At 40.6% G+C, this 25,466-nt stretch carries 21 protein-coding genes; 7 read left to right on the forward strand and 14 right to left on the reverse strand.

The window, feature by feature from the left end; translation table 11 throughout:
* Positions 1-145 precede the first annotated feature (145 nt).
* The 5 genes from KCG35_RS13520 to KCG35_RS13540 all read right to left on the reverse strand — a co-directional run bounded on the left by KCG35_RS13520 (position 146) and on the right by KCG35_RS13540 (position 5,541).
* Positions 146-1,078, reverse strand: coding sequence for a UbiA prenyltransferase family protein (locus KCG35_RS13520; RefSeq protein ID WP_215820317.1), 933 nt, complete (start codon positions 1,076-1,078; stop codon positions 146-148).
* Between the two features lie 806 nt (positions 1,079-1,884).
* Positions 1,885-3,171 carry a phosphate regulon sensor histidine kinase PhoR gene (gene phoR, locus KCG35_RS13525; RefSeq protein ID WP_215820319.1) on the reverse strand — a complete coding sequence of 429 codons (1,287 nt, stop codon included), beginning with the start codon at positions 3,169-3,171 and terminating at the stop codon, positions 1,885-1,887.
* A 20-nt stretch (positions 3,172-3,191) separates the two neighbouring features.
* Positions 3,192-3,881 carry a phosphate regulon transcriptional regulator PhoB gene (gene phoB / locus KCG35_RS13530; protein WP_027707294.1) on the reverse strand — a complete coding sequence of 230 codons (690 nt, stop codon included), beginning with the start codon at positions 3,879-3,881 and terminating at the stop codon, positions 3,192-3,194.
* Between the two features lie 133 nt (positions 3,882-4,014).
* On the reverse strand, positions 4,015-4,884 hold the full coding sequence (gene ubiA, locus KCG35_RS13535; RefSeq protein ID WP_215820321.1) for a 4-hydroxybenzoate octaprenyltransferase: 870 nt from the start codon (positions 4,882-4,884) through the stop codon (positions 4,015-4,017).
* A 12-nt stretch (positions 4,885-4,896) separates the two neighbouring features.
* A complete protein-coding gene (locus tag KCG35_RS13540) occupies positions 4,897-5,541 on the reverse strand; it encodes a chorismate--pyruvate lyase family protein (RefSeq protein WP_215820323.1) in 645 nt (214 codons plus the stop codon).
* Positions 5,542-5,727: 186 nt separating this feature from the next.
* On the opposite strand from KCG35_RS13540, the gene KCG35_RS13545 reads away from it, so the two are divergent.
* From KCG35_RS13545 to KCG35_RS13560, 4 genes are all read left to right on the forward strand, one after another.
* Positions 5,728-5,904 carry a rubredoxin gene (locus KCG35_RS13545; RefSeq protein ID WP_215820346.1) on the forward strand — a complete coding sequence of 59 codons (177 nt, stop codon included), beginning with the start codon at positions 5,728-5,730 and terminating at the stop codon, positions 5,902-5,904.
* Between the two features lie 53 nt (positions 5,905-5,957).
* Complete coding sequence (locus KCG35_RS13550; protein ID WP_215820325.1) at positions 5,958-7,082, forward strand: FAD-dependent oxidoreductase; 1,125 nt, start codon at positions 5,958-5,960, stop codon at positions 7,080-7,082.
* Between the two features lie 130 nt (positions 7,083-7,212).
* Entirely contained in the window at positions 7,213-7,488 is a 276-nt protein-coding gene (locus tag KCG35_RS13555) for an HU family DNA-binding protein (protein WP_215820327.1), read from the forward strand.
* Between the two features lie 6 nt (positions 7,489-7,494).
* Positions 7,495-7,863, forward strand: a complete 369-nt coding sequence (locus tag KCG35_RS13560) for a helicase (protein ID WP_215820329.1) — start codon at positions 7,495-7,497, stop codon at positions 7,861-7,863.
* On the opposite strand, the gene KCG35_RS13565 is transcribed toward KCG35_RS13560, so the two are convergent.
* The 4 genes from KCG35_RS13565 to KCG35_RS13580 form a co-directional block, all read right to left on the reverse strand.
* Positions 7,864-9,246, reverse strand: a complete 1,383-nt coding sequence (locus tag KCG35_RS13565) for an HDOD domain-containing protein (protein ID WP_215820331.1) — start codon at positions 9,244-9,246, stop codon at positions 7,864-7,866. It lies immediately after the preceding gene.
* Between the two features lie 209 nt (positions 9,247-9,455).
* On the reverse strand, positions 9,456-10,664 hold the full coding sequence (locus KCG35_RS13570) for a serine protease (RefSeq protein ID WP_215820333.1): 1,209 nt from the start codon (positions 10,662-10,664) through the stop codon (positions 9,456-9,458).
* 434 nt (positions 10,665-11,098) lie between these two features.
* Positions 11,099-13,207, reverse strand: coding sequence for an ATP-dependent DNA helicase RecG (gene recG, locus KCG35_RS13575; RefSeq protein WP_215820334.1), 2,109 nt, complete (start codon positions 13,205-13,207; stop codon positions 11,099-11,101).
* 15 nt (positions 13,208-13,222) lie between these two features.
* Entirely contained in the window at positions 13,223-14,215 is a 993-nt protein-coding gene (locus tag KCG35_RS13580) for a hydrogen peroxide-inducible genes activator (RefSeq protein ID WP_215820336.1), read from the reverse strand.
* Between the two features lie 210 nt (positions 14,216-14,425).
* Here KCG35_RS13580 and KCG35_RS13585 point away from each other — a divergent pair, with 210 nt between their 5' ends.
* Positions 14,426-15,274: an SDR family oxidoreductase gene (locus tag KCG35_RS13585; RefSeq protein ID WP_215820337.1), complete on the forward strand. Its 849-nt coding sequence runs from the start codon at positions 14,426-14,428 to the stop codon at positions 15,272-15,274.
* A gap of 3 nt (positions 15,275-15,277) precedes the next feature.
* Here KCG35_RS13585 and KCG35_RS13590 read toward each other — a convergent pair whose 3' ends face one another.
* The 5 genes from KCG35_RS13590 to gmk all read right to left on the reverse strand — a co-directional run bounded on the left by KCG35_RS13590 (position 15,278) and on the right by gmk (position 20,101).
* Positions 15,278-16,009 carry a substrate-binding periplasmic protein gene (locus KCG35_RS13590; protein ID WP_215820338.1) on the reverse strand — a complete coding sequence of 244 codons (732 nt, stop codon included), beginning with the start codon at positions 16,007-16,009 and terminating at the stop codon, positions 15,278-15,280.
* Positions 16,010-16,253: 244 nt separating this feature from the next.
* A complete protein-coding gene (gene ridA, locus KCG35_RS13595; RefSeq protein ID WP_215820339.1) occupies positions 16,254-16,646 on the reverse strand; it encodes a deaminase RidA in 393 nt (130 codons plus the stop codon).
* Positions 16,647-16,704: 58 nt separating this feature from the next.
* Entirely contained in the window at positions 16,705-18,825 is a 2,121-nt protein-coding gene (spoT, locus tag KCG35_RS13600) for a bifunctional GTP diphosphokinase/guanosine-3',5'-bis pyrophosphate 3'-pyrophosphohydrolase (RefSeq protein ID WP_215820340.1), read from the reverse strand.
* Positions 18,826-19,033: 208 nt separating this feature from the next.
* A complete protein-coding gene (gene rpoZ, locus KCG35_RS13605) occupies positions 19,034-19,282 on the reverse strand; it encodes a DNA-directed RNA polymerase subunit omega (RefSeq protein WP_215820341.1) in 249 nt (82 codons plus the stop codon).
* A gap of 201 nt (positions 19,283-19,483) precedes the next feature.
* On the reverse strand, positions 19,484-20,101 hold the full coding sequence (gmk, locus tag KCG35_RS13610) for a guanylate kinase (RefSeq protein WP_215820342.1): 618 nt from the start codon (positions 20,099-20,101) through the stop codon (positions 19,484-19,486).
* 399 nt (positions 20,102-20,500) lie between these two features.
* Here gmk and tssI point away from each other — a divergent pair, with 399 nt between their 5' ends.
* Positions 20,501-24,793 (forward strand): type VI secretion system tip protein TssI/VgrG, encoded by a 4,293-nt coding sequence (tssI, locus tag KCG35_RS13615; RefSeq protein WP_215820343.1) that lies wholly within the window; start codon positions 20,501-20,503, stop codon positions 24,791-24,793.
* Positions 24,777-25,466, forward strand: a 690-nt coding sequence (locus tag KCG35_RS13620) for a hypothetical protein (RefSeq protein ID WP_215820344.1), incomplete at its 3' end; no start/stop codon positions are given. The genes tssI and KCG35_RS13620, both read left to right, overlap by 17 nt.

Below are 25,466 nucleotides of genomic sequence, written 5' to 3' on the forward strand. Positions count from 1 at the left end.
TGCTATCAGCTTGTTTTGTTGAGTAAAACACCTTATAGCAGGAATACTGTTAAACAATCAAAAGTAGGTTTTCTCCATAATAACTTATATAGCTCATTGCATACTTAGTTGCTGAGATTAGCTATTAATGTATTGTATTATTACCTTAACTAGTCAGACTTGAAATTATGATCATCCATAAGCTACAAAGAATATGAATGCCTACGGCAGCTTCATTGTATCGACGAGCTTGTATACTTGGTGAGATTAAAAATCGGGTAAGAGACAATAAGCATAGTAGGGATGTACCAATAATAATAGTGTAAACCCACCAATGATTTGTTAAAAAGTAATAAATCAACAGTATAGCAAAGAGACTTACAGCAAATACGCAGCAGACAACTAAAGTGATAGCTTGCGATATACCTAAAACGGATGAGTAAGTTGGAATGTTTTTATTTTCTTCTTCACTTGGTTTTGTTTTCCGAACAAATTCGAATGAAAAACCTGAAAAGAAGAAGAGGAACATAATTAGAGAAATTAAACTTAAGTTAGTTGAGCTATAACCTGCTAGAAAATAAAACCACAAGCCAATAAGAGGCATAATTAGCATATGTGAAAAACTATAGCTAATGAGGTGTTGGTTAAGCCACTTAGAGCTGAAAAACTCAAATGTCATCAGTGTTAACCAGCCAAGCATTAATAACCAGGACTGTAAAGAGTATAAATCATTGCTTTCTACAACTAAGGTTGATAAGCCAGTGATAATAAACGCAATAACACCAAGTACTTTTAGATGATATAAGCTAATATACCCTTGTTGTAGAACACGATCAGCATGGAAGGTATTATCGATTTTATAGTCTTTATGTTCATCAAGAATTCGCAATAATAAAAAAATACTTACCGCTGCAAAACAATTGGTAATATCATGCCATATTGGTATCGCGTCTGATGAGCTGTGTTTGGCTATAGCTGAAATTGCTAAGTATAGTGATATTGCTAATAAGGCGTTGGCTAATGGAAAGCGCTCTTTTGCCCAGGCATATAGTCGATTAAGCAAAGGGGAGTCGTGAGAAAGTGTGTTTGCCTGTGCCATATAAAGATCTCCTGTTTCCCTACGATAAATGTGTGGAGATTACTCCTGTTGTATCAGCATGTGTTCTCCCTCCTCGTGTGCTTTTATTATCTTATAAAGCTATTTGAGTACTCTGCCCAAAGCTTATTTTTTTATTATTAGCTGTTATCTTTTTGGATCACTTTAGGGTTTTATGTATATAGATAATTATTTAGTTGACAATGATTTTTAGGGCATATGATTTACCTTCTTCATTATTATCACCCTTATAAATCATTTGTTGTAGCTGTATGCCTCCTATATACACTAAGCAGGTTTATTAATAACGTGCTACATCTAACAGTTGATTTTGGATAGCGGTTATTGCAAGGTCATGTTGTATTGTTAACATACCTGATAACATTGGTTAAATGTATACCCAGATCAACATATCATGACTTCAGATCCAATTGTCATTATATAAATATTTAAAATGTATACAACATGTTTGTTATTGTTTTTTTGTGTTAATTAGTTTGTTAGACAATATGGCTGAAAGGATACTCTTAGTTTGTTTTATCTAGGGGCGTTTTAAGATAGATAGAGTTGAATGGAATGAAAATATCTTAATAAAAAGTAGGTATGGCATGATTGGGTGATTGTCTAACAAGCAAAGGCTATAGGTTGGTATTATCTAAATTTTATGCATACTTATTGACAACTTAACCTCTCCGTTTGCCATAAACAAATAACTGTCTTCTATTGCATGTTAAGTAAAGGGTGATACTAATTAAGGTGATCTGTAAAGGATAATAAGTAGGGTCACTTCTTTAATCAGAATGAGACTTTCAAGCTGCATTTTCCATCAAGTGTTGAGGGGAAAAATGACAGGTGAATGTGCTGCCTTTACTTAATTCACTGATGATTTCAAGACGTCCATAATGTCGCAGTAGAACATGCTTGACTATCGCGAGTCCCAATCCCGTTCCTCCGGTCATTTTCGATCGACTGGCATCTGCCCGATAAAAGCGTTCTGTCAGGCGTGGAATATGTTTGGGGTCGATACCAACACCATCATCCATCACTGATAGGTGTGCTCCTTTTTCATCTTCCCACCAGTACACATTGATAGCACCTTTAGGCGGTGTGTATTTGACAGCATTGAAAATCAAGTTAGAAAATGCACTATGAAGCTCTCGTTCGTACCCCATTAAAATAGCATTTGGATTACAGACAAAACTGATTTTATGCTGTTTTTCACCACTAAGGGCTTTAGCATCATTGATAATATTAGTGAGTAGTTTTTCTATATTGACTTCTTGAGGGTCACTAATTTTATCACTGGTTTCTAAACGAGATAACAGTAATAAATCACTAACCAGATTTTCCATCCGATCAGATTGCTGTTGCATTTGGTGAATTGCTCGGAGCCATCGTTCAGGCAGGCTATCAGCATTATCTGCAAAAGTTTCTAAATAACCGCGGATAACTGTCAGAGGTGTACGTAATTCATGAGATACATTGGCGACAAAGTCTTTACGCATTTGCTCAAGGTTATGTAATCGTGTGATATCCCGCGCTAACAGTAACCTATCATTTCGACCAAATAGTGTAATCGTAAAGAGTAGGTGGATTTGCTCTGTGATAGGTGAAGGTATCTCTAATGGATCTGCATAGCGCTTTTCTTCAAAGTATTTACAAAATACAGGATCACGAATCAGATTGGTGATGAGCTGACCACGGTCTACAGGTGAACGAAATCCTAATAGCTTTTCAGCGGCATGGTTCCACCACTCCAAATTACCATGGCTGTCAATCATAACTACTGCATCAGAGAGTGCTGCCGTTGAGTCTTGTACTCTATCAATAACCGCTTGTAAGCGAGCACGGGACTTTTGATGGCTCCGTTGGAGTCGGTAGATAGCATCAAAGATTTCTCCCCAGATACCTCGACTTTCTGGTGGTTCATTATTGGTGAGCTCACTTTCCTGAAGCCAATGGTTTAATTTATAAACCTGTACTAGGGTCCAGAAGAGATAACTACTCAAAGTTACAACTAGGGTCCAAGCAAGCTCATCAATGGCAAGCCCAAAGATGACTACAATGACTGCCCCAAAAAACAATCGTTGTGGCATGGTTTACCAATCTATACTGACTAACCTTTGGTGGAAAAACGATAACCCGTACCACGTACCGTTTGTATCAAGCGGTCATGGCCATTACCTAATGCTTTACGCAGGCGGCGGATATGGACATCAACAGTACGCTCCTCAACATAAACATTGCCTCCCCATACTTGATCAAGCAGTTGACTACGGGTATAGGCACGTTCTTGATGAGTCATAAAAAATTGTAGCAGGCGATATTCAGTGGGACCCATATCAGTAGGTTTGCCATTGATTGTTACTCGGTGGCTGACAGGGTCAAGCTCAAGTCCTTCAACTCGAATGGGTTCTTGTGGTTCTTGAGCACCTGAACGGCGTAAGACTGCTTTTAGGCGAGCAACGAGTTCGCGTGGTGAGAATGGTTTAGTGATATAGTCATCTGCACCAACCTCTAAGCCTTGTATTTTATTATCTTCTTCTCCTTTAGCGGTCAGCATAATGATAGGAATGCCAGCCGTCATTTCGTCCCTTCGTAAGCGCCGAGCCAATTCTATTCCACTGGTACCAGGTAACATCCAGTCCAGCAGAATTAGGTCTGGCTTTTTGTCAATGATAATACCGTGCGCATCTTGTGTATTGTCTGCTTCCAGACATTCATAGCCAGCCATTTCTAGGGCGACTGCAATCATTTCCCTGATTGGGGCTTCATCATCAACAATAAGTATTTTTTTGCCAACCATGTTCAAGCCTTCTCTTCGCTCTACGGGTCAGCAACTCATTACACAGACTGTTTGTTACAATTAAATGACAATTAAAAGGCTATTGATTGAAACCTTTTAGGCATTTAACAGATATGCCAAATGGTCCTAACTGTTACCAAAAAGCAGTCATAGTGCCCAGGAAAATGAGTAATCCGACCCAATGATTATTCAAGAACGCAAGAAAACAACGCTCTCTGTTACGTCCATGTGTCAAGTAGTGCTGGTAAATAAATAGCAAACTAGCAGCAATAAGACCAGTATAGAATGGCCAGTCAAGCTGTTGGATAATGCCTACAATAACCATTAACAGTAATGCAAGCAGCTGTAAAATGGCAATAATCAGATTATCCGCATGACCAAACAATATTGCAGTGGACTTTATACCGATTTGCAAATCATCATCACGATCAACCATAGCGTACTGGGTATCATAGGCTACTGTCCATGACAAATTCGCGGCATAAAGCAACCAGGTAGTCACTGATAATTCACCTGTTTGTGCAGAAAATGCCATTGGAATGCTCCAAGAGAACGCTGCTCCCAGCACAACTTGCGGGAAGTGGGTATATCGCTTCATAAATGGGTAGCAGGTTGCAAGTGCAAGCGCACCAAATGAGAGCAGTATGGTATAGGCGTTAGTTTGCAAAACCAGTAGAAATGAAAGTAGTACTAAAACAAAAAATAGCCAAATTGCTTCTGTTGCTGAGGCTTTTCCAGTAATCAATGGGCGTAGCTGAGTTCGCTTTACATGCCCATCCAAGTGTCGATCAGCAAAGTCATTGATGACACAGCCTGCACTGCGCATTAAAAAAACACCTAATGAAAAAATAATGATCAGGTCGATATTGGGAAATCCCTGTGCGGCAATCCAGAGACTCCATAGTGTGGGCCAAAGTAAAAGGTAGGTACCAATAGGGCGGTTTAGCCGCATAAGTTGACTATAAGCCCATAGGCGGGGCCACTGTTGCTGGATTACACGCATATTGACGTTGTTTTAATGATCATTAGAAGGCGATGAGGAGGTTAGTATATCACTTGCAGCGGGGTTGCCAATTTGTTCATTTTGGATGCTGTGAAGCAAAAAGGGTAAGAAATACTCAGTGATCATCAGTGGTTGTTGACCAAGTAAAAACTTCGACCGGCGGCCCCACACTTGTTCAGGGGGTAATGGTAGGTTGTGGGAAATGGGTAACTCAGTGGTATTCACCCTTGTCAGCTCAAATTGTGGTAAACGTTTAATACTGGTTTTACTAAACAAAAAATGGCCTAGAGGCTGCTCATTTAAGGTAAGTAGTTCTTGGTAATCATCACTTAGGGTTTCTTTAGGAATAACAGTACGCGCCAATATACAAGGCTGCTGTCTGACAAAAAGCGTAATTTCTCGAATATTGGTTAACGTGTCAGGTTTTATACCCAGATACTGCTGTTCTTCTTCAGATGCTGTCATCCACTGTTGGTTAAGCAGATGAACAGTGGTCTTGCTATTAAAGTGGTTAGTCAGTCGATCCGTCAATGAACCAGGATGATTTAACCAGTATTTAAGACGTGGGCATAATGGATCTTGAGCATGCCATACGTGGGTAGGGTGCCATAAACGTTCACTAATAAACTGCATTTTAGGGTAGTGATTGAAGTTCATAATTCGCAGCAGGATGCTTGAATATGATTGATGTTGCAAGGTGTAAACCGTAGAAAGTTAATTTTCCTGTTGGCATTGGTTAATTACGTGACAATAGAGTCATTGGTTTCATCTGGAACCACTACAAACCATACGTTATTCTGGCTTTAGCCATCAATAATGGTTTAGAGAGGTACTTGTGTGAGCATGGAAGCATTTCGTAAGTGGCAGTGTACAGTCTGTGGCTTTGTTTATGATGAGGCGGATGGTTGGCCCGATGATGATATTCCCCCTGGAACACGATGGGAAGATATATCTGAAGACTGGGTTTGTCCTGACTGTGGTGTAAGCAAACAAGACTTTGAAATGATTCTTCTTGAATAATATTGGGAAGTGTTAATTATTAAAAAATAATAAAACAACAGGTCAAACTTGCCATGGAACCGCTCATTATTATCGGAACTGGGTTAGCGGGTTATACTCTTGCAAAAGAATTCAGAAAGCATGATCCCCATTCGCCGCTTACATTAATCACAGCTGACGATGGTCGCTATTACTCTAAGCCAATGCTGTCTATCGGTATGAGCCGGAAACAAATTGATTCGGCAGATGCTAATGAAATGGCAGAACAGTTAAATGCTTCTATCCTGACCAATACCCGTGTGACGGCCATTGATCCACAACATCATCTGATCAAAATAGGAAGAGATGAACTACGTTATCGACAATTAGTTTTAGCGTGGGGGGCTGATGTATTTCAGCTTGAAGTTGAAGGGGATGGGATTGAGGAAATTTACTCTGTTAACAATTTGCAGACCTATGAGGTTTTTCGTAAGGCGATATCCGGTAAAAAGCGTGTTGCTATTGTGGGTAGTGGTTTAGTGGGGTGTGAGTTTGCAAATGATTTAGCTGCCTCTGAGCATCATGTGGAGATGATTTCTCAAAGTCATACTCTGATGCCAAAGCTTTTACCACCCGATGTGGCTGCGCCATTGCAAGTTTGTCTGCAAGCGCTAGGTGTACACTTTCATTTTGGAATAGGCTTGGCAGAAGTTAATCGCACGGATGGCGGGCTTGAGTTAGTCCTTAATAGCGGCAAGCTTGTTCATGTGGATGTGGTGTTATCCGCTATAGGTATTAAGCCACATATTTCTATGGCATTGGAAGCAGGGTTAACTGTCAATGAGGGCATTCAGGTGAATCATTTATTGGAAACATCTGAGCCTGATGTATTTGCATTGGGGGACTGTGCAGAGGTAGATGGACATGTATTGTTGTATGTCGCACCTCTCATGGCATGTGCCAAAACGTTAGCACGTACCTTAGCAGGCCATCCGACTCCGTTACGTTATGGGCCTATGCCTGTGGGGGTTAAAACACCTATTTGCCCTGTTGTGGTATGTCCACCGCCTAAAGGTAGTTTGGGACAATGGCAGATTCATGGTGAAGGCTTGGACTTAAGAGCTTGCTTTGTGCAAGAAGAAAAATTATTAGGATATGCATTAACAGGGCAATATGTAAAAGAAAAATATGCATTAAATAAAAAACTATCAACGAGTTAATTAATACCTTGAGTGCTTCATTTTTGGAAATAACAACGTCGAAAGAATAGCTATAGCAAAAGGTATATCTTCATCAAACTAAATCAGCACCTCTTAATAAATGGCGCTTAAAAATAGTGGGGGATAACGTGTGCATAAGCCAGAATTAATTTCTGAAATTGCCGATCAGACGTCAATGACGAAAGAGCAAGCATCTCAAGTATTGACCACAATACTTGATGAAATTTTATTAGCGCTTAGCCGAGAAGAAGATGTTGTTCTCATTGGCTTTGGTTCTTTTTCCAGGAAGCATCGAAAGGCACGGATTGGAAAAAATCCACAAACAGGCCAACCTATTGACATTCCTGCAACAAATACAGTGAGTTTTAAAGCAGGTAAACAATTAAAAGAAACAGTGAATGAGTGAAATAATATGATAAAGCTGAAATTGTTGTTATGGATAATGGGGTTATTAATGGGGCGTGCCAGCAAGCGTAATGAAAAATTACGCAATAAATTAGACGATAAACAATTAACGGTGCAATTTCAGACAGATGACCAACGTGTTGCTCGCCATTTTATTATTGAAAATCAGCAAATTTTGAGTAAGTCAGGTGTAGCTGATCAACATGACTTTGCTATTTCTTTCAAGGATGCAGGAACGGGGCTTGCCGTATTAACCGCCAAAAATGCTCAGCTTGCTTTTATGCAAGCTATTCAAGAAAAACAATTAATTGTGACGGGCGATCTTAGTCAGGTTATGTGGTTTCAGGGAATCGCTAAATATTGGATACCTCGATAATTAGGCTGATTTAAAAAACTGACTAAGTTGTTCAATTTCACTTTCACACTCAACAATTGAAGCAACAGCATTAGCTGCATTTGCAGGATTTAGCTCTAAATACTCATATAATTGAGGAATAATGCCTTCATCAGGAGCATCACCTATACCATGCTGACGTAAAAGCCGCCCAGTGATATTTAATAAATGTGGATATTCCTGATGATCACGAGAGTACTCGGCTTCGTTTTGATAACGGATTGCGGTGCAAACTTCCTCAGGCATGTCCCAAATCTGCATTAACCAGCCACCGATTTGGTCCCGAGACACGCCAATGATATGTCGCTCAATATCAACATGATTAATATGTGGGTTGGCTTCGATATGGCGACAAATCAGTGAAAAATAAGGTGGAAAAACATAGGCTAACACTAAATAGCCAAAATTATGGAGCAGACCACATAGATATGAAAGTCCAAGCTCTGGACGTTTTTTTAAGGGAATTTGACGTACCAGAGATTCAACGGCTGTTGCTGTAAAGGCGGCCTGATGCCAATAAGGAGTGAAACCATGAGGGTGATCTTTTGGAGGTTGTAAGGCCTTGCCTAGCGATAGACCAATCGCCAGATTAATCACTAAATCAAAACCAAGAACCCTAATAATTGCATCTTCAATAGAGCGGACCCTGCCAGGTGCGGCATAGTAAGGAGAGGAGGCCCAGCTTACGACTTGTGCTGCGAGACTTGGATCGCGTTCAACAATATCAACAAGGTCTTTAACGGCTGCATTTGGGTCGACGCGAAGTTTAATAATTCGTTGTGCCGTTTCAGGTAATGGTGGAATTTCTATGGTTTGTTCCAGCCGTTGCTTGATCCGAAGCGAAGTAAAATTTTCTACGGCTAAGGTTAATTCTTTAACATCGGTATTTGCATCAGTAGTAAGTGGCCTATTAGGAAGTTTTTCTGTTACTTGCATGGGGGTCGCATTTTGCAGGATTTGTTTAAAATCAGCCATTCTTATTTTGATAAAGTGACCTAGCTGGCCCGACTCTAAATAAAGCTCGTTATGCTCGAATAAACGATCATCAACAATCGTTGCAAAACCCGTTAATTGTGGAATACCTGGTAATGCATCAACCCCTTGGCTTTGCAGAATATGTTGTAGTTTTTCTGGAGCAATGGCTGTCAGGTTACGACCCAAACGCTCATTTAATGTGTTTAAGTCAATGAGGTGATCATGAGGAAAGATAAGTTGTAGTTTCCCTTCTTCATCCTCTAACACAACAGACACTGCGACATTAGGTGGGAGGGTGTTAGCTGGCCTCATAATTTGCTCATGTCCTGTAATACCATATGAAATATGCTCACTTTCCAGCAGTTTTTGAACTTGCTCAGGAATAGGCATTGGACTAGTACCTTTCCGACTAAACGATTAAATCTTTCAATTAGTGTAGTCAAAGAGCTACTGATCGTAGTAAAGAATGGCAAAAAACTATGTAACCCTTTGACCTTTTAATTAAATAAGTGGGTATTTAAGTATGAACAGCCTTGTTACTGTGAAATCAGAGAAAGTAAGAGGAAGAACCCCAGAGTGAAACTCTGGGGAGGGTAAGATTAAAAATAGGATGGAGGAGGTGGTGGTGGCGGTAAGTCATCATCACCAGGAGGCGAGGGTGGTACGGGAATATCTGGATCATCGCCATCACCAGGCGGTGTAGGTGGTACGGGAATATCTGGGTCATTTGGGTTATCAGGATCCGGCCAGCCAGGACCATCGGGATCGTTGGGGTCACTTGGATCTGGCCAGTCTGGACCATCCGGGTCATTGGGATCGCTTGGGTCGTTAGGATCTGGCCAGTCTGGACTATCTGGGTCATTAGGATCACTTGGGTCGTTAGGATCTGGCCAGTCTGGACCATCTGGGTCATTAGGATCACTTGGATCGTTAGGGTCCGGTTTATTAGGATCGTCAGGATCATTTGGGTCAGGTGTACCTGGGTCTGGGGTGGTATCCAGGTCTACGTACTTTTTAATCCAGTCATTATAATTTGCGACCTTGGTGTAAACACCTGGATAGCCTGGTCGTGCACAACCAGAACCAAAACTGACGACACCTACTTGGTATAAGGTGTTATACCACTTCACAAAGAGAGGCCCACCACTATCACCTTGACAAGAATCCTTTCTATAGCCTGCACAGACCATGTTGTCGGTAAGTCCATAGTAAGCCTGCTGACATTCTTGTTGAGAAACAATAGGAACATCAACTTCACGTAACTTGTTGGGAAGTGCTCTTCTAAAATTGGCTTGGGTACTGTCCCAGCCAGAAACGGTAGTGGTTGCACCAGGTTGAGCTGCTGAGTGATGGATATTGGTATCTGCCAGTTTTATTGTGCTTACATCAGCTTGAATTGGGCGACTTAATTTTACCAAAGCAATGTCATTATTCGATGAGCGACTGTTATATTGGGGGTGGGTAATAAATCGCTCAATAGGAATGATTTCTCCATCTCGGCTATTGGTACGGTCAAAGCGACCTACTGTAGCTTGTCGAACGCCTTGACAGTGTGCAGCTGTTAAAATCCATTCCTTGTTAAGAATACTGCCGCCACAACCTCCAAGCCATGCCATAAATTTACGTTCTTCAAAGTTTGATTCGCGTCCACCCACAATTTCCTGAGTAGGCTTTGAATTTTTAGCATATTGATAGCTGGGGTTAATAACCAGCTTGTCAGGAGCAGCATGTACGACACTTGCTACTGCAATAAATAATGTGGATAAAGAAAGTTGTATTGTCTTTATTGGTGGTGACTTATCTTTCATTGGCTAAGCCCTGTTATATGGGTGTAAATCTCGCTTTTCTCATTTGTGCACCTCTAATTAATATTCTTAGAAGTACATGTATTTACTCTTCATTAAATGCCTTGCTGGGTTAACGTTACTACTGGAATAAGTTCACAGTAGTATGGTGAAAAAAATGAAGAGTGTATTTTATGGGCACCTATTTTAGAGGTGCCCTTATGTTTATAATTAATTTGTTTTTTTAGATTAGTTTTATTTAAGGTAAGAAAATATTAACTATTACACTAAAGAGGAATGTTTTTAGTAAAGGCGAGAGGAATTTTATTTTTTTAGTTTGCTCTCAAAGTAGATATGTATAAGAGTAGGATTTTATTCTGTGGCTTTTTTCCAATATCCCCTCTGTAGGTATTTTGAGGAAACATAAAAAAGAAGGCAGGTTTGTAATGAGGGTAAATTTAAACTCGTGCGTAGTTTATGGTGTCTTGGTCTAACCAACGTTCGATAATCATATCCACATATTCGGGATAACGCGTTAATAATTTTTTGGCGATTTGCTGTGCTACAGGTAATAAGGCCTGGTCTCGTTGAATATCGGCAATTTTTAGATTGGCGACACCTGTTTGACGTGTACCTAATACTTCTCCTGGCCCTCTTATTTGTAAGTCTCTTTCAGCAATTAAAAAACCATCATTGGTTTCACGCATAATACTTAAACGTTCACGACTTTGTTGTGATAGAGGATGGTGATAAAGCAACACACAATGGCTGGCAGTGGAACCACGGCCAACCCGTCCACGTAATTGATGAAGTTGGGCCAGCCCTAAACGCTCAGGATTTTCAATTATCATCAAACTGGCGTTAGGTACATTTACTCCGACTTCTATAACGGTCGTGGCGACTAATAAATCAAGATTACCGTCTTTAAAGGCAGCCATGACAGAGGCTTTTTCAATGGCTTTCATGCGGCCATGAATTAATCCTATACGTATTTCTGGTAACTGTTCTTTAAGATGCTCAGTGGTTTCTTCTGCGGCCTGACTCTCGATGGCTTCTGATGTTTCGATTAGTGTGCAAACCCAGTAAACCTGTCGTCCTTCTTGGATAGCATGCTGCACACGTTGTATGACCATTGGCCTACGTGTGTCAGGTATAGCGACAGTATTAACGGGTGTTCGACCTGGAGGCAGTTCATCAATGACTGAGCAATTTAAATCTGCATAAGCACTCATGGCGAGTGTTCTGGGGATGGGGGTTGCAGTCATGATAAGCTGGTGGGGAGTATATAGATTACTTTCGCCTTTTTGTGTTAATGCCAGGCGTTGATGAACACCAAAACGATGTTGCTCATCAATAATAACCAGTGCGAGTTGATTAAATAATACTTGCTCTTGAAAAAGAGCATGAGTTCCCACTATGAGCTGTGCCTGGCCTGATTGAATGGCTTCAAGAGCCGTATTTCTCTCTTTGGCAGACATTTTCCCCGTAAGCCAACAGACGTTTATTCCCAGTGGTGTAAACCAGTTTGAGAAACTCTCCAGATGCTGTTCAGCAAGTATTTCAGTAGGGGCCATAATGGCAGCTTGTTGGCCATTAGCAATGGCATGTAACGCAGTCAGTGCTGCTACCACCGTTTTACCAGAACCCACATCACCCTGTACTAAACGAAGCATAGGACGATGTTGAGCCAAGTCAGTGGCTATTTCATCGTATACCCGCTGTTGGGCTGTGGTAAGCGCAAAGGGTAAGCAACTTAAAAAGCCAGGAATATATTGGGTGTCAGCGGGCAGTGGTGAACTCTGCAACTGTCGTTTGGTAAAACGTAACTTCAATAAATTAAGTTGATGAGCAAGGAGTTCTTCCAAACACAAGCGTTGTTGAGCTGGATGGCTATTTTGCTCAAGCTGGTAAAGATTTGTGGATGGAGATGGAGTGTGCAGCAGTGTAATTGCTTGGGCCAAAGGCATTAGCTGTAACTGGGCTGTGACCTCATCTGGTATTAACTCTTTAAGGTAAGCTAAGTGCTTGAGTGCTTGCTGGCAATACTGACGAATTTTTTTTTGAGTCAGTCCTTCTGTTGCTGGGTAAACAGGTGTAAGCGTTGTCTGATCAGCTGAGTCTGTAGAAGGTGAGGTAGATGTACTGATAAACTCGTACTCAGGATGAATTAATTCAAGTCCCTGTCGTCCACGTCTAACCTCACCAAAACACAGCACAAGCCGTCCTGATTTAAACTGCTGTTTTTGTGCTGCAGCAAAATGAAAAAAACGGAGTTGTAGGCTACTTCCGGACTCATCCTTTATTTGAACAATTAAGCTCCGGCGTTTGCCTGGTGTTAAGTTGGCATTATGAATAGTGCCTTGAACAACAACTTCAGCTCCAGGGTGTAATTGGCGAATAGGTGTAATCTGTGTTCTATCTTGATAGCGAAAGGGTAAATGGAATAGCAAGTCTTGAACAGAGTTTATCCCTAAGCGCTGTAGTTTAGCTGCGGTACTACCTCCGATACCCGTGAGGATGCTGAGAGGCAATTGGTGTAATGGTACTTGTGAAGCTTTGCTGTCCATTGTTGACCACGATGACTAAATGGATGCTTTGTCTTTGCTGTTGCCTTTGTCTATGGATGATGCTTTGCCACTGGTTTCATCATTAGTAGTACAGTGACCTTTCACTGCACACTGACGAATAGCTTGTGACAACACATCAATGGCTTTAGGCCGTGGAAAGCTAACACGCCAGGCTAATGCAATTGTACGGAAAGGTGCTGGAGAGGCAAAAGGTCGTGTGGTTAAAATACCATCAGCATAGTGACTGTTATCAGCTGCAGATAATGGCAGGACAGTAATTCCCATTCCTGAGGCGACCATGTGTCGTATTGTTTCTAGTGAACTCGCCTCAATATCTGTTTGTAAGCCTTTAGTGTTGTTAACGCGTTTTTGTGTTAACGCAGGACAGGCTTCCAGAATTTGGTCGCGGAAACAATGTCCTTCCCCCAGTAGCAGTAATTTATTTTCTGATAGCTGATCCCGTGAGATTTCCTGCTGTTTAGTTAATGCGTGTTCTGCAGGTAATAACACCGTAAATGGTTCATCGAATAAGGAAAGTGTTACGACATCAGGTTCTGTAAAAGGTAACGCAATGATAATGACATCAAGCTCACCTTTGCGTAATTTTTGGCGTAGTACAGCAGTAAAGTTTTCCTCAATGTAGAGAGGCATTGAGGGTGTCAGTTCGTGGAGCTGAGGAATTAAGTGTGGAAATAAATAAGGTCCCACAGTGTAGATTGCCCCCATGCGTAAAGGGGTTGTAAGTTGATCCTTACCTGCTGTTGATATTTCTTTAATCGTCGCTGCTTCTTCAAGTACTTTTTGGGCTTGCTCAACAATACGTTCACCGATTGGTGTAACACGTACGGCATTTTTGGTGCGTTCAAAAATGGCAATACCCAGCTCATCTTCAAGTTTTTTAACACCCACACTTAGTGTAGGCTGACTAACAAAACAGCGTTCGGCTGCACGTCCAAAGTGTTGCTCTTGAGCAAGGGTCACAATGTAGCGGAGTTCTGTTAGTGTCATAGCAGTTACTGTACTTGATCTAAATTATATTCACATTACTGACAACTTAGTGTAGTCATTGCGTTTTTTTATCCACAGGGGCAGCAAAATAAGAAAAGTACTTTTACTTTGTTGTGGAGTAGTGGGAAGTTACTCACTACAGATATTTGATTGATAAAATTAATTAGCTACTTATCTATAGTAGGTAATTTTAAGCTATTTGGACCTGATATGCATCGTAAATCTATCATAATTGTGGGCTGTGGCGACCTTGGCACTCGTTTAGGTATTCAACTCAGTGAACTGGGACATGAGGTTTATGGGGTACGACGGTCTAAACATGCCCTTCCGGAGCCACTGAAGGCTATCATAGGGGACGTAAGTTGTATGACGTCACTTGCTTCGTGTTGGCCAGAGAAAGCTTTCGATTATGTCATTTATTGTCTAGCTGCATCTGAATACTCTGAGGAAGGTTATAAGTCTGCTTATGTGACTGGTTTACAAAACGTGCTAAAGAAGTTGCAGGATAAGCACCCGAAACGTGTTTTCTTTGTTTCTAGTACCAGCGTGTATGAGCAGAGTGAGGGTGAAATTGTATCTGAATCAACACCCGTTGAACCTCAACGTTTTGCTGGAGCGGTTATGTTGAAAGCGGAACAATTACTTGAGGCAGCTTCTTACCCGGCAACAGTTGTTCGTTTTGCGGGTATTTATGGTCCTGGCCGAGAGCGATTAATCAAAAAAGTACGGGCGGGGGACGTCTGTAGTAAAGATAGTAATCCAATAAGTAATCGGATTCATATTGAAGACTGTGTTGGCCTGTTAGCACATTTGATCAAGCTCGACTGTATGGGACAACCCCTAAAGGATTGTTATATTGGGGTGGATAATGAGCCTGCGCCATTACGTGAGGTGACTTTGTGGTTAGCTAAACAGCTAGGGGTAAGACCCGTTAAAGAAGTGCCTATGGGGCGAGGTGGAAGTAAGAAATGCAGCAGTCAGCGAATTATCAACAGTGGGTATCAGTTTAAGTATCCAAGTTATCGTGACGGCTATCAGGCATTACTTGAGAATGATTAATGACTAGCCATCATTGTGCGTTTGCTGTTTTGGTATACTTTCTTCATTAAAATAAGATTGCCAAATAGCGTCGTATTTTCCGTTATTTTTTATAGCGATTAAACCGGCATTAAATTGATCACGTAATTTTTCCATTCGAAAAGCCGCTTGGTACACTGAGGTTTTAGGAAAAATTTGATGAATACTATAATCAAACCTGTCTTCTTCAGGTAGCTTTAACCAATACCAACGGAAAATATTTCGGTCAATAATAAGTGCATCTGTCCTATTAGTGAGTAACATGCTGATTTGCTGAGCTTGGGCATTTACTTCATGATAGTCAGCGAGTGCCCCCTGGCTTTGATGAATGAGACTTTGTAGTTCAGAGCCCAGTAAATGAGATGCCCCTTGCCAGCCACTCACATGTAGCCCTGCTAAGTCAGCAACATGGTTGGCAGTAATTTTTCTGTCGACTTTGGTTACCAATACATTAAAAAAGACAAGGTAAGGTACAGAATAAAATAAACCATCATTTTCTTTTTGCGTAAGAGCAGATGCGCCATCAAGTCGTTTTTTTACTTGTTGGTAGAGCATTTTCCTCGGAAATAGGCGTATAACAACTTCTGTATTTTGCGTGGCAAATGCGGCTCTTACCAAGTCGATTTCCAAACCACTTTCTTCATTAATGACATAGGGTGGCTTATCTTGGCCAAACCCTATGTATACGATTTCAAATGCGTGGCTGTTAGTATTCAATAACAAACAACCGATGATTTTAACGATAAAACCAGTGAGTAATTCGTTAAGGTTACTCCTAAGCATTCTCAAATAATGGCACTGCATGTGGAGATTAATGACAAATAACAAAGGATTTTAAATAGAGTAGCCTGCACTTGCAAAATAAGCTAAACGTCTAAGAGACTAGAGAGAAGAGAAAAAGGAGATGTTTACGACAGATAAGAAACTGCTGCTTTTTTAGCAGCAGTTACAGAAAATGTTACTACTCGACAAGTTCCATAATACCATCCATTTCTACCATAACGCCTTTAGGGAGTTCGGCAACACCAATAGCTGCACGAGCTGGATAAGGTGCTTGGAAGTATTTCGCCATAATTTCATTCACTGTGGCAAAGTTGCTCAGGTCTGTCATGAAGATATTAAGTTTAACAATATCATTGATTGATCCGCCTGAGGCTTCCGTGACCGCTTTCAGGTTATCAAAAACCTGTGTGGCCTGAGCAGCAAAGTCATCGTTGCTTACGACTTCCATTGTGGTTGGGTCTAGTGGAATCTGGCCAGATAAATACACAGTTGTTCCAATTTTTACCGCTTGCGAGTAAGTCCCAATGGCGGCAGGTGCTTTTTCCGTAGTGATGACTTGCTTGTTGCTCATAGAAAATCCTTCTGTTTGAACCGATAAGATAAAGGTAATAGTAGGAAAAAGAGGTCAGTTAACCTTTTATTCGTATGATGGAAGAGACCCCTTTAATCGTCCGCAGACGTTTAATGGTTCTGGCTAAATGTACCCGGTCACGCACACTGATAAGTATGTGAATGACACTGAAACGTGCATCTCGCTCTTCCATACTGATTTTTTCGATACTGGCATCTGTGGCATTCACCGTGGTTGCCAAGGTAGCTACAATACCACGTTGGTGCTCTAGCTCTACTCTCAGTTCAACAGAAAACTCACCAGACACATTTTTATCCCACGCAACCTCAAGGCATTTCTCCGGGTTGTGTCTGATATCGCTGATATTGCGGCAGGACTCAGTATGAATAACCATGCCACGACCAGCGCTGACATGTCCGACAACAGGGTCACCTGGAATAGGGTGACAACATTTGGCAAAAGACACAACCATACCTTCGGTACCACGAATGGTCAGTGGTTGATTACTGGTATCAGATACGGTTTCTGTTTCAGGAGGAGCAATTTCACTCACCAAATGCCTGGCAACCAAATAGCTCATGCGATTGCCTAAACCAATTTCTTCCAGTAATTGACTGAATGAAGGTAGCTTTAATTGGGATAGTGCATTTTGTTTTTGCTCATCTGATAGTTTATCAACCGTGTGGTTGTATCCTGATAGCGCCTTGTTAAGCAAACGCTTCCCAAGTTCAACAGATTCTGAGTGTCGTTGGTTTTTCAGGAAGTGACGAATATTAGACCGAGCTTTTCCTGTTGCGACAAAATTTAACCAGGCAGGATTAGGGCGGGCGCCAGGTGCAGTAATGATTTCGATGGTTTGACCACTTTGCAGTAGCTGACTAAGGGAAGCTAGCTGACGATCAATACGACAGGCTACGCATGTACTACCCACATCGGTATGAACGGCATAAGCAAAATCAACAGGTGTACAGCCCTTGGGCAATTCCATGATATTGCCTTTAGGAGTGAAAACATAAATCTCATCGGGGAATAAATCAATTTTAACGTTTTCAATAAACTCTAATGAGTCTCCAGCATTCTTTTGTAGTTCCAGCACGCCTTTTAACCATTGACGGGTACGGGCGTGACTGCCAAGTAGTGCCTCTTCACCTGATTTATACAGCCAGTGAGCAGCAATGCCTTTATTCGCCATATCATCCATTTCTTGAGTTCGGATTTGAATCTCAATAGGTACACCATGCATACCAAACAACGTGGTATGCAAGGACTGATAACCATTGGCTTTGGGAATAGCGATATAGTCTTTAAAGCGGCCAGGAAAAGGTTTATAAAGATTATGTACGACACCTAGTGCGCGATAGCAGCTATCAACGGTATCGACAATGATACGGAAGGCGTATACATCCATGATTTCAGAGAATGACTTCCGCTGGTTACGCATTTTTTTATAAATGCTGTAAAGGTGCTTTTCCCGACCGAGCACACGGCCTTGCAAGCCATGATCTTCAAGGTGTTTAGCAATGGCCAACTGAATTTTATTAACGATTTCCTTGCGATTACCCCGTGCCTTGATGACTGCTTCTCGAATTAAACCTGCACGCATGGGGTACATGGAAGAAAAGCCCAGCTCTTCAAACTCAACACGGATATTATTCATACCCAGGCGATTGGAGATAGGCGCGTAAATTTCCAGCGTCTCTTTGGCAATACGTCGTCGCTTATCTGGGCGTAAAACACCAAGAGTACGCATATTGTGCAGACGGTCAGCCAGTTTAACCAATATAACGCGAATGTCCTTAGCCATGGCTAGGGCCATTTTCTGGAAGTTCTCTGCTTGCTGTTCTGCTTTTGATTCAAACGGAATCTGGGTCAGTTTACTGACGCCGTCAACTAGCTGCGCTACGGTATCACCAAATTGTTCAGAGATTGCGGCTTTATCAACACTGGTGTCTTCTAATACATCATGCAACATCGCAGCCATTAGGCTGTGATGGTCCATATGCATTTCGGCTAAAATGGTCGCAACAGCCAATGGGTGAGTGATATAAGGCTCTCCACTCCGACGTCGTTGACCATCGTGCGCTTGTTCTGCGTAATAGTAGGCGCGACGAACCTGATTGACCTGTTGGTGTGAAAGATAAGATTGGAGCTTGTGCGCTAAGTTTACGATGGAAGACAAAGCCCGCCTCCTGTATTAAAACTGTATCCATGATGGAATGAGTTTTTTGTCTGGGAAAGCGGGGCGAGTTCCTTCTGCGAATTCTTGGGGAAGTTGATTTCAAAAGAAGAAATCAACTGATTGATATATGCTCGCTCTCTGAGCTGAAATGCACAGGCAAAACACCCTAAAAATAATCCGTGAAGGGTATACATCTGGGTTATCCCAATTAAGCACCTCCTGAAAGTGAAAAGGCTACATCCTGATCATCTTCTTTCGGTTCATCTAAAATACTTGGACTAACGTAACCAGCAGCGATTTCCCGTAGTGCCATTACAGTGGGTTTATCATCTTCCCACTCCAGCTTGGAATCTTTACCACCTGTAGCCAGTTGGCGTGCACGCTTAGTTGCTACCATAACCAACTGAAAGCGGTTATCAACATTATCTAAGCAATCTTCTACAGTCACTCGAGCCATCAAGGATCTCCATAAGCGAGGTATACCCTTCACGAATCATTTTTAGGGTTTGTTGTCGGCGATCTTCATCCCAGTCACTTATTAATATAAGCTCCTGGAATTTCATCACTTGACGGCCGCTCCTAAAAACCCCTCGTTGTGGGTATCATTCAGTATTTCTGGCGGTCTAAGGGACCAGACAGTTTACTTAATCACCATTGTCTATGACAAGAGTTTTTGCAATAGCTGTTCATGTTTGAGCTGTTGTTTGTCTACTTTTAATCTTTGACTTTTTACAATGGTCTCAAGTTCGCTAAGTGCTTGCGAAAACTCATCATTAATTATCAGATAGTCATATTCCACAAAGTGAGCCATTTCTCTCTCAGCTTCTGCCATACGCTTGGTGATTACTTCGTCATTATCTTGCCCACGCGTATTTAAGCGTTCTAACAGCGTTTCGCGGCTGGGAGGTACAATAAAAATACAGATTGCATCAGGACGTAAGCGTCGAATTTGCTGGGCGCCTTGCCAATCAATTTCCAGAATAACATCAGTGCCATTAGCTAACTGCGCATTGACCCATTGTTCAGAGGTCCCATAGTAATTGCCAAATACTTCTGCCTGCTCAAGAAATGCTCCATCAGTCAGCATTTGCTGAAACTCCGCCTGAGTGATGAAGTTATAGTTAACCCCATCCTCTTCTCCAGGCCGTTTAGCGCGTGTAGTGTAGGATACGGACACACAAATCTGGGCTACGCTCTTAACCAAGGCTGCAACCAAGCTGCTTTTGCCAGCACCAGACGGCGCAGAAATGATATACAAGGAACCTTGAGTGTTCATGATACTCCTAACAAAGTCGTGTCACTTTTTTTAATGCTTTAAATGCCTTTAGCGAGTTAGCGTTTGTACTCACTGTAGGTATAAACCTAGCAAATAACCGCGTCAGGTTGGTTGCATTTACCTGAAATTTCGAGCTTACTCACTATGAGTTACTTTATAAGTCTAGCGTCTAATTATGCAAGATTTTAACTATTAATGGTATATATGGTCATAGAGATAGTTTGATTACAGCAAAATACATACAACAGAAGTGAGTAATCAAAGTAATATTCAACAAAATATGTGATTTTTTTTCCAGCTTTTTCGATAACCACTTTTAAGCACATCAGTATATGTATTTTTACCTATAATTGAGAGATGTAACTAAGCCTCTTAGAGTTCTCTTAATAGGTAGATTTGATGTCATTAGCGGCAAACGAAAGCATTTTCTATCTTACCGTTCCTTCATTAAACGATACGTTGAATGTTACCTCATTTATTGGGCATGAAGGTATTTCTCAGCTATTTCATTACTCAATAAATGCGGTAAGTATTAACGATAATATTGATCCCGTTGGCATGTTGCTACAGCCTGTTACGTTGACGATCGTAGGGGAGGATTTTGAGCGGCAGGTAAATGGTATTATTAATCAGTTTACCCAAGGGGAAACCGCGGATAAATATACCGAATACTCATTCGATTTTATACCAAAGCTATGGTATTTGACGAAAAGAGCAGACTGTCGAATATTTCAATCGTTAACGATTCCAGAGATTGTAAAACAAGTATTAGAAGCGGCTGAATTTACAGAAAAAGAAGACTTTATTCAAAAACTCACAGGTAACTATCAACCACATGATTATATTGTCCAATATAACGAAACAGACTTTAATTTTGTTTCTCGATTACTAGAGCAAGAAGGTATTTTTTACTTTTTTGAGCATCAGATTGATAGCCACTGTCTTATTATTTCCGACCACAATACGGCTTTTGGACCCATTGCAGGAGAGTCTGTAGACTTTCATGGCAAAACAGGGTTGGTGCCAGATTATGAAGTTGTTGACGAGTTACACTACACCTGCCAACGAACTATCGGTAAAGTAGAACTGGATGATTATAACTTTACCAAGCCTAACCTGGATTTATACGTAACGGCCAGTCAGGGGGATGAATCACTCGTTGATTACCAATTTCCGGGTGGTTATCAGCTACCAGAGCAAGGACAACGTTACGCTCAGCTACGTTTAGAAGCATTTAATACCTTTGCGGAAAAAATCAATGCGAAAAGTACCTGCCGTCGTTTGCTTCCTGGCTATAAGGTTGACTTGGTACGTCATCCTCGAACGGCATTAAATCAATCGTACATTATCTGTCAGGTGATGCATGAGGGTGAACAACCTCAGGGACAAGATGAATATGCAATGTCGGAAGAAGGTAGCTGGTACCGAAATCATGGACTATGGATTCCAAAAAGTACCCCTTTTAGACCACCTTTAAAAGCCAAAGCCCCCAAAATGCCTGGTAAACAGTCTGCTGTGGTGACAGGGCCTGAAGGTGAAGAAATCTATACAGAGCGCTTCGGTTGTATCAAAGCGCAGTTTCATTGGGATCGGCTAGGTCAAAATAATGAGCACTCATCCCGTTGGATGCGGGTGATGCAAACCTGGGCTGGTAAGCAGTGGGGCGCTTTAATAATTCCCCGTATAGGACAGGAAGTTACCATTGATTACCTGCATGGTGATGTGAACCAGCCAGTGGTGACAGGTGTCGTCTACAATGGACGTAAAAATCCTCCTTACTCATTGCCAAAACAGAAAACACGTTCTGGCTTTCGTTCAGACTCCACAATTGGCAGTGGCGGTTACAATGAGCTGAGTTTTGAAGATAAACAGGGTTCAGAACAAATACGCATTCATGGTGAAAAAGACAGTGATCTTCGTGTCAAAAATGACAGTCGTGAAGAAGTAGTGGAAATGCGTCACCATGAAATTGTTGATAATCATTATTTAAATATAAAACAGGACAATCATCTAAAAGTTGACCAGCACCACGAACGCGTAGTGAAAGGGGATATTCATCATCAGGTCGGTGATACTCAACATAGCCAAATAAATGGTGATCATTTACTTGATGCAGGGCAAGAATGGCAAGTAAAAAGCGGCCAAAAAATTGTTATTGAATCAGATCGGGAAGTTGTTTTTTACGCTGGTGGAAGTTTTATAAAAATTGATCACAGTGGCGTTTATATTAAAGGTCCAAGTTACAACTTGGGGGGTGGATCAGTAACAGGTGCTAAGCAAGCTGCCTCAAATAGTCCTGCAGCCCCAATGGAAGCAGATAAAGACTTTTCAGGTAACTTTTCACTGAATCGAGCCAAATTAACTGCGCAAAAAGCAAAACATTTTCAAGGTGAAGGTTTAAAAAAATTAGAGCCTGAAATTTATGATGAAGAAGCGAAGCAGCGCTGGATAAAAATACGTGTCGTTGATGAACAAAATGAACCCTATAAAGGAGTTTATTATCAGCTCTTGAGTGCAAACCAAAAGCAGTTGTTTGAAGATTTTATTCCTTCTGATGGTATTATTTATAAAACCAAATTGGTTGATACAAGTTATAAGTTAACACTAAAAGTCTGGGATTTAATTTGTGCCCGACGTTTGAAAAAAGAGGCAGGTACCGAACCTGTACGTGAATGGTTGGAAAACCGACCTGCCTCATGGCAATACCAGTTTCATGCTTATCCTGATGATATAAAAAATGCGTTATTGGCTGATATAGCCGATGGTGGCCTTGAGGCAAAAAAATTTATTACTAAAACTGCGGATGAATACTTTGGTGGTATAAATACAGAAATTGATGGGTTAGCCGTTTGCCAGAGGCACTGTATTGAAATTGAATCTCTAGTGTCTTATGTACCAATACTGGTGGATAGCCGGGACTACCATTATGTGAATGCCTATAACATAGGTATGGGATGTTTATGGGTATATTCCGACTGGGCAATTAACGAAGAAGAAAGTAAAGTAGGCTCATTGCAGGATGTAATAACAAAATGTGCGCGACACCAAAAAACAGAGTTAGTCAATACGCAGCAATATAATTTTTTATTGGAAACAGTTCCATTTGCTGATCGCATGATCTTTCCTCGTTTATTTATAAATAAAGATGTTGGTTCTGAAGCATTAATCCTTTGTCAAGGGAAGAGGGTGTTAATCCTAGTAAGAGGAACAGAAGGTGGGGAGTGGAATGTTGATGAGCTGGAGCAATTATGGCAGCAGCCAATAAATAAAGAATTAGCGCTAAAAATAGCACCTGGTATTGCTGTACGTTATTTGTTAAGTATTAATCAAGAGGAGACAGTTGTTGAGTCGATAAATATAATAGCCAAATCTCAAGGTTTTAAGGATGTAATAACAGATGGAGATGCTGAGCAAGTACCATTTGTTCCAGCTCAGTCTCAAAAAGATAAATTGCTAGATGACTGGGTTCCTCTTATTGATAGTGATGCTCCAAGAGTTCATCGTGGATTTAATCATTTTTTTGGTGCTATTTGGAAGTTTATTAAGCAGTATTTAGTAATCCATAAAGAGCAAGTTCGTTTTTATTTTATTGGAGGACACAGTCTAGGTGGAGCTGCAGCAACACTTATGGCTGCGATTATACAGGAAACAAAATTATTTAATCAGCCTGTATTATATACTTATGGCAGTCCTAGAGTGGGTACTAAACGTTTTGTAGAGCACTATCAATCTATTCCTCATTTTCGACATGTGAATAATAGAGATATAGTACCAATGGTACCTTTTCAACGTATTAGTGGAGGGCTATCTGATATAATCAATTTTGCTGGAAGGCAAAAATTAATTTTACAGCACTTTGTAATAAATAGTATAAGTAATCCTGTTTCAATTCCAACTGTTGCTTTATCCAGTATGATGTTAACCACCATGTCATCAGGTAAAACAATACTTGAAATGAGTGATATGGATGAAGATCACTATTTACACCATGGTCAATTACAACAAATACTGACTATTAATAATAGTAATTTTATTATTGGACTACAAAGTTTAGGTTTAACTCATCAGGGGTTGGCAACACTAATGTATTATCTTGCACATCAACAACATGGACAGGATTTGCGTATTGATGGTGATAATTTGGCTGAGGAAGGTATAAATGCTGCAAATAAGTTTTTTGGTCAGGGAGCTGGTTCTCACTTTTTAGTTATGAGTGAGGATACTTTAAAAAAACTAGATTTAGATCCATTGAATGAACTTTTTGCGTCAGGCTTAAATCATAGTATGCCAGATGGTTATATAGCAAATATAAAATATGCTTTGGAGAAGCTTCTTAAACAGGGGGAGGAATATAAACAAGATTTGAAATTTGCAATAAATACTTTAGAGAAAAGTAAAAGAATGCTCGTAGATTTTGTAAATAAAATTAAAAGTATGGGTGAATTAAATATTAGTGCATTACGTGCATCATTAAGAAGCCCACATACTATTGATTATCGCTCACAACTACGAAAGGATCTTGAGGAAAAAAAACTGTTATTGGCTTCAGAAATGAGCTTCTACAGAACACAAATTCATAAAGTTGAATCCGATATTGCACTCTTCAGTAAGCTGTTAAATGGAAATATTCCCCAAGATATGCTGGAAGTTCCTAATATTGATAGAGAATCAATTTATGATCAGCTTAAGTAAGATTAAGAATCTTAAATTATTCTGGTGGAGTCTTGTAGTAATTATTATTGTCATTTCTTGTATAATAGGCTGGTTTGGTGAGGCAATAAAGTTCTGGTGGACCAAGGGTATACCAGAAGACTATTATCGTAATGGGAATATTTACATTGATAAATTAGACGAAAAAATTTGGGGTATTGACTTAAAAAATAATTTACTAACAGTCAAAGGCAAAAAACCAAAAGGTTGGTATGTAAAAGCATATGTAAAGTGGTCATCTTCTGGGAGAAAGTGTTTGGCTCGTAAAGATTGGAGTGGAAATCCAAAAATGATCCCTAGACGATATGAGGTTGAATATTATGGAATTGATTTAGGGAAGGAGTATATTATTAGTGTTCCTCAACAAGTTGATCATAATATCAATCGTTGTAGTGACACTATTTATAGCTTAAGTATTAGATTTTATGATAGGGAAATTAGCGCAGGAGGCTTTACAATAAACTATTTCGATCGAGAATTTGAGAGTGGTCAAAAGTTTGGTTACCCAAACCCAAATCGGGTAAGCCACTGTTGGAAAGAGCCTGTATATGACAACAATAGTGATGTGTATGTTGGATTTTGTAAAGCTGAAGTAAATGCTCCTTCCCCACATTATGTATATCATGACCAAATAAAACCATATACCATTAATTTA

This window comes from Zooshikella harenae (assembly GCF_018837975.1).
Lineage (GTDB): Bacteria > Pseudomonadota > Gammaproteobacteria > Pseudomonadales > Zooshikellaceae > Zooshikella > Zooshikella harenae.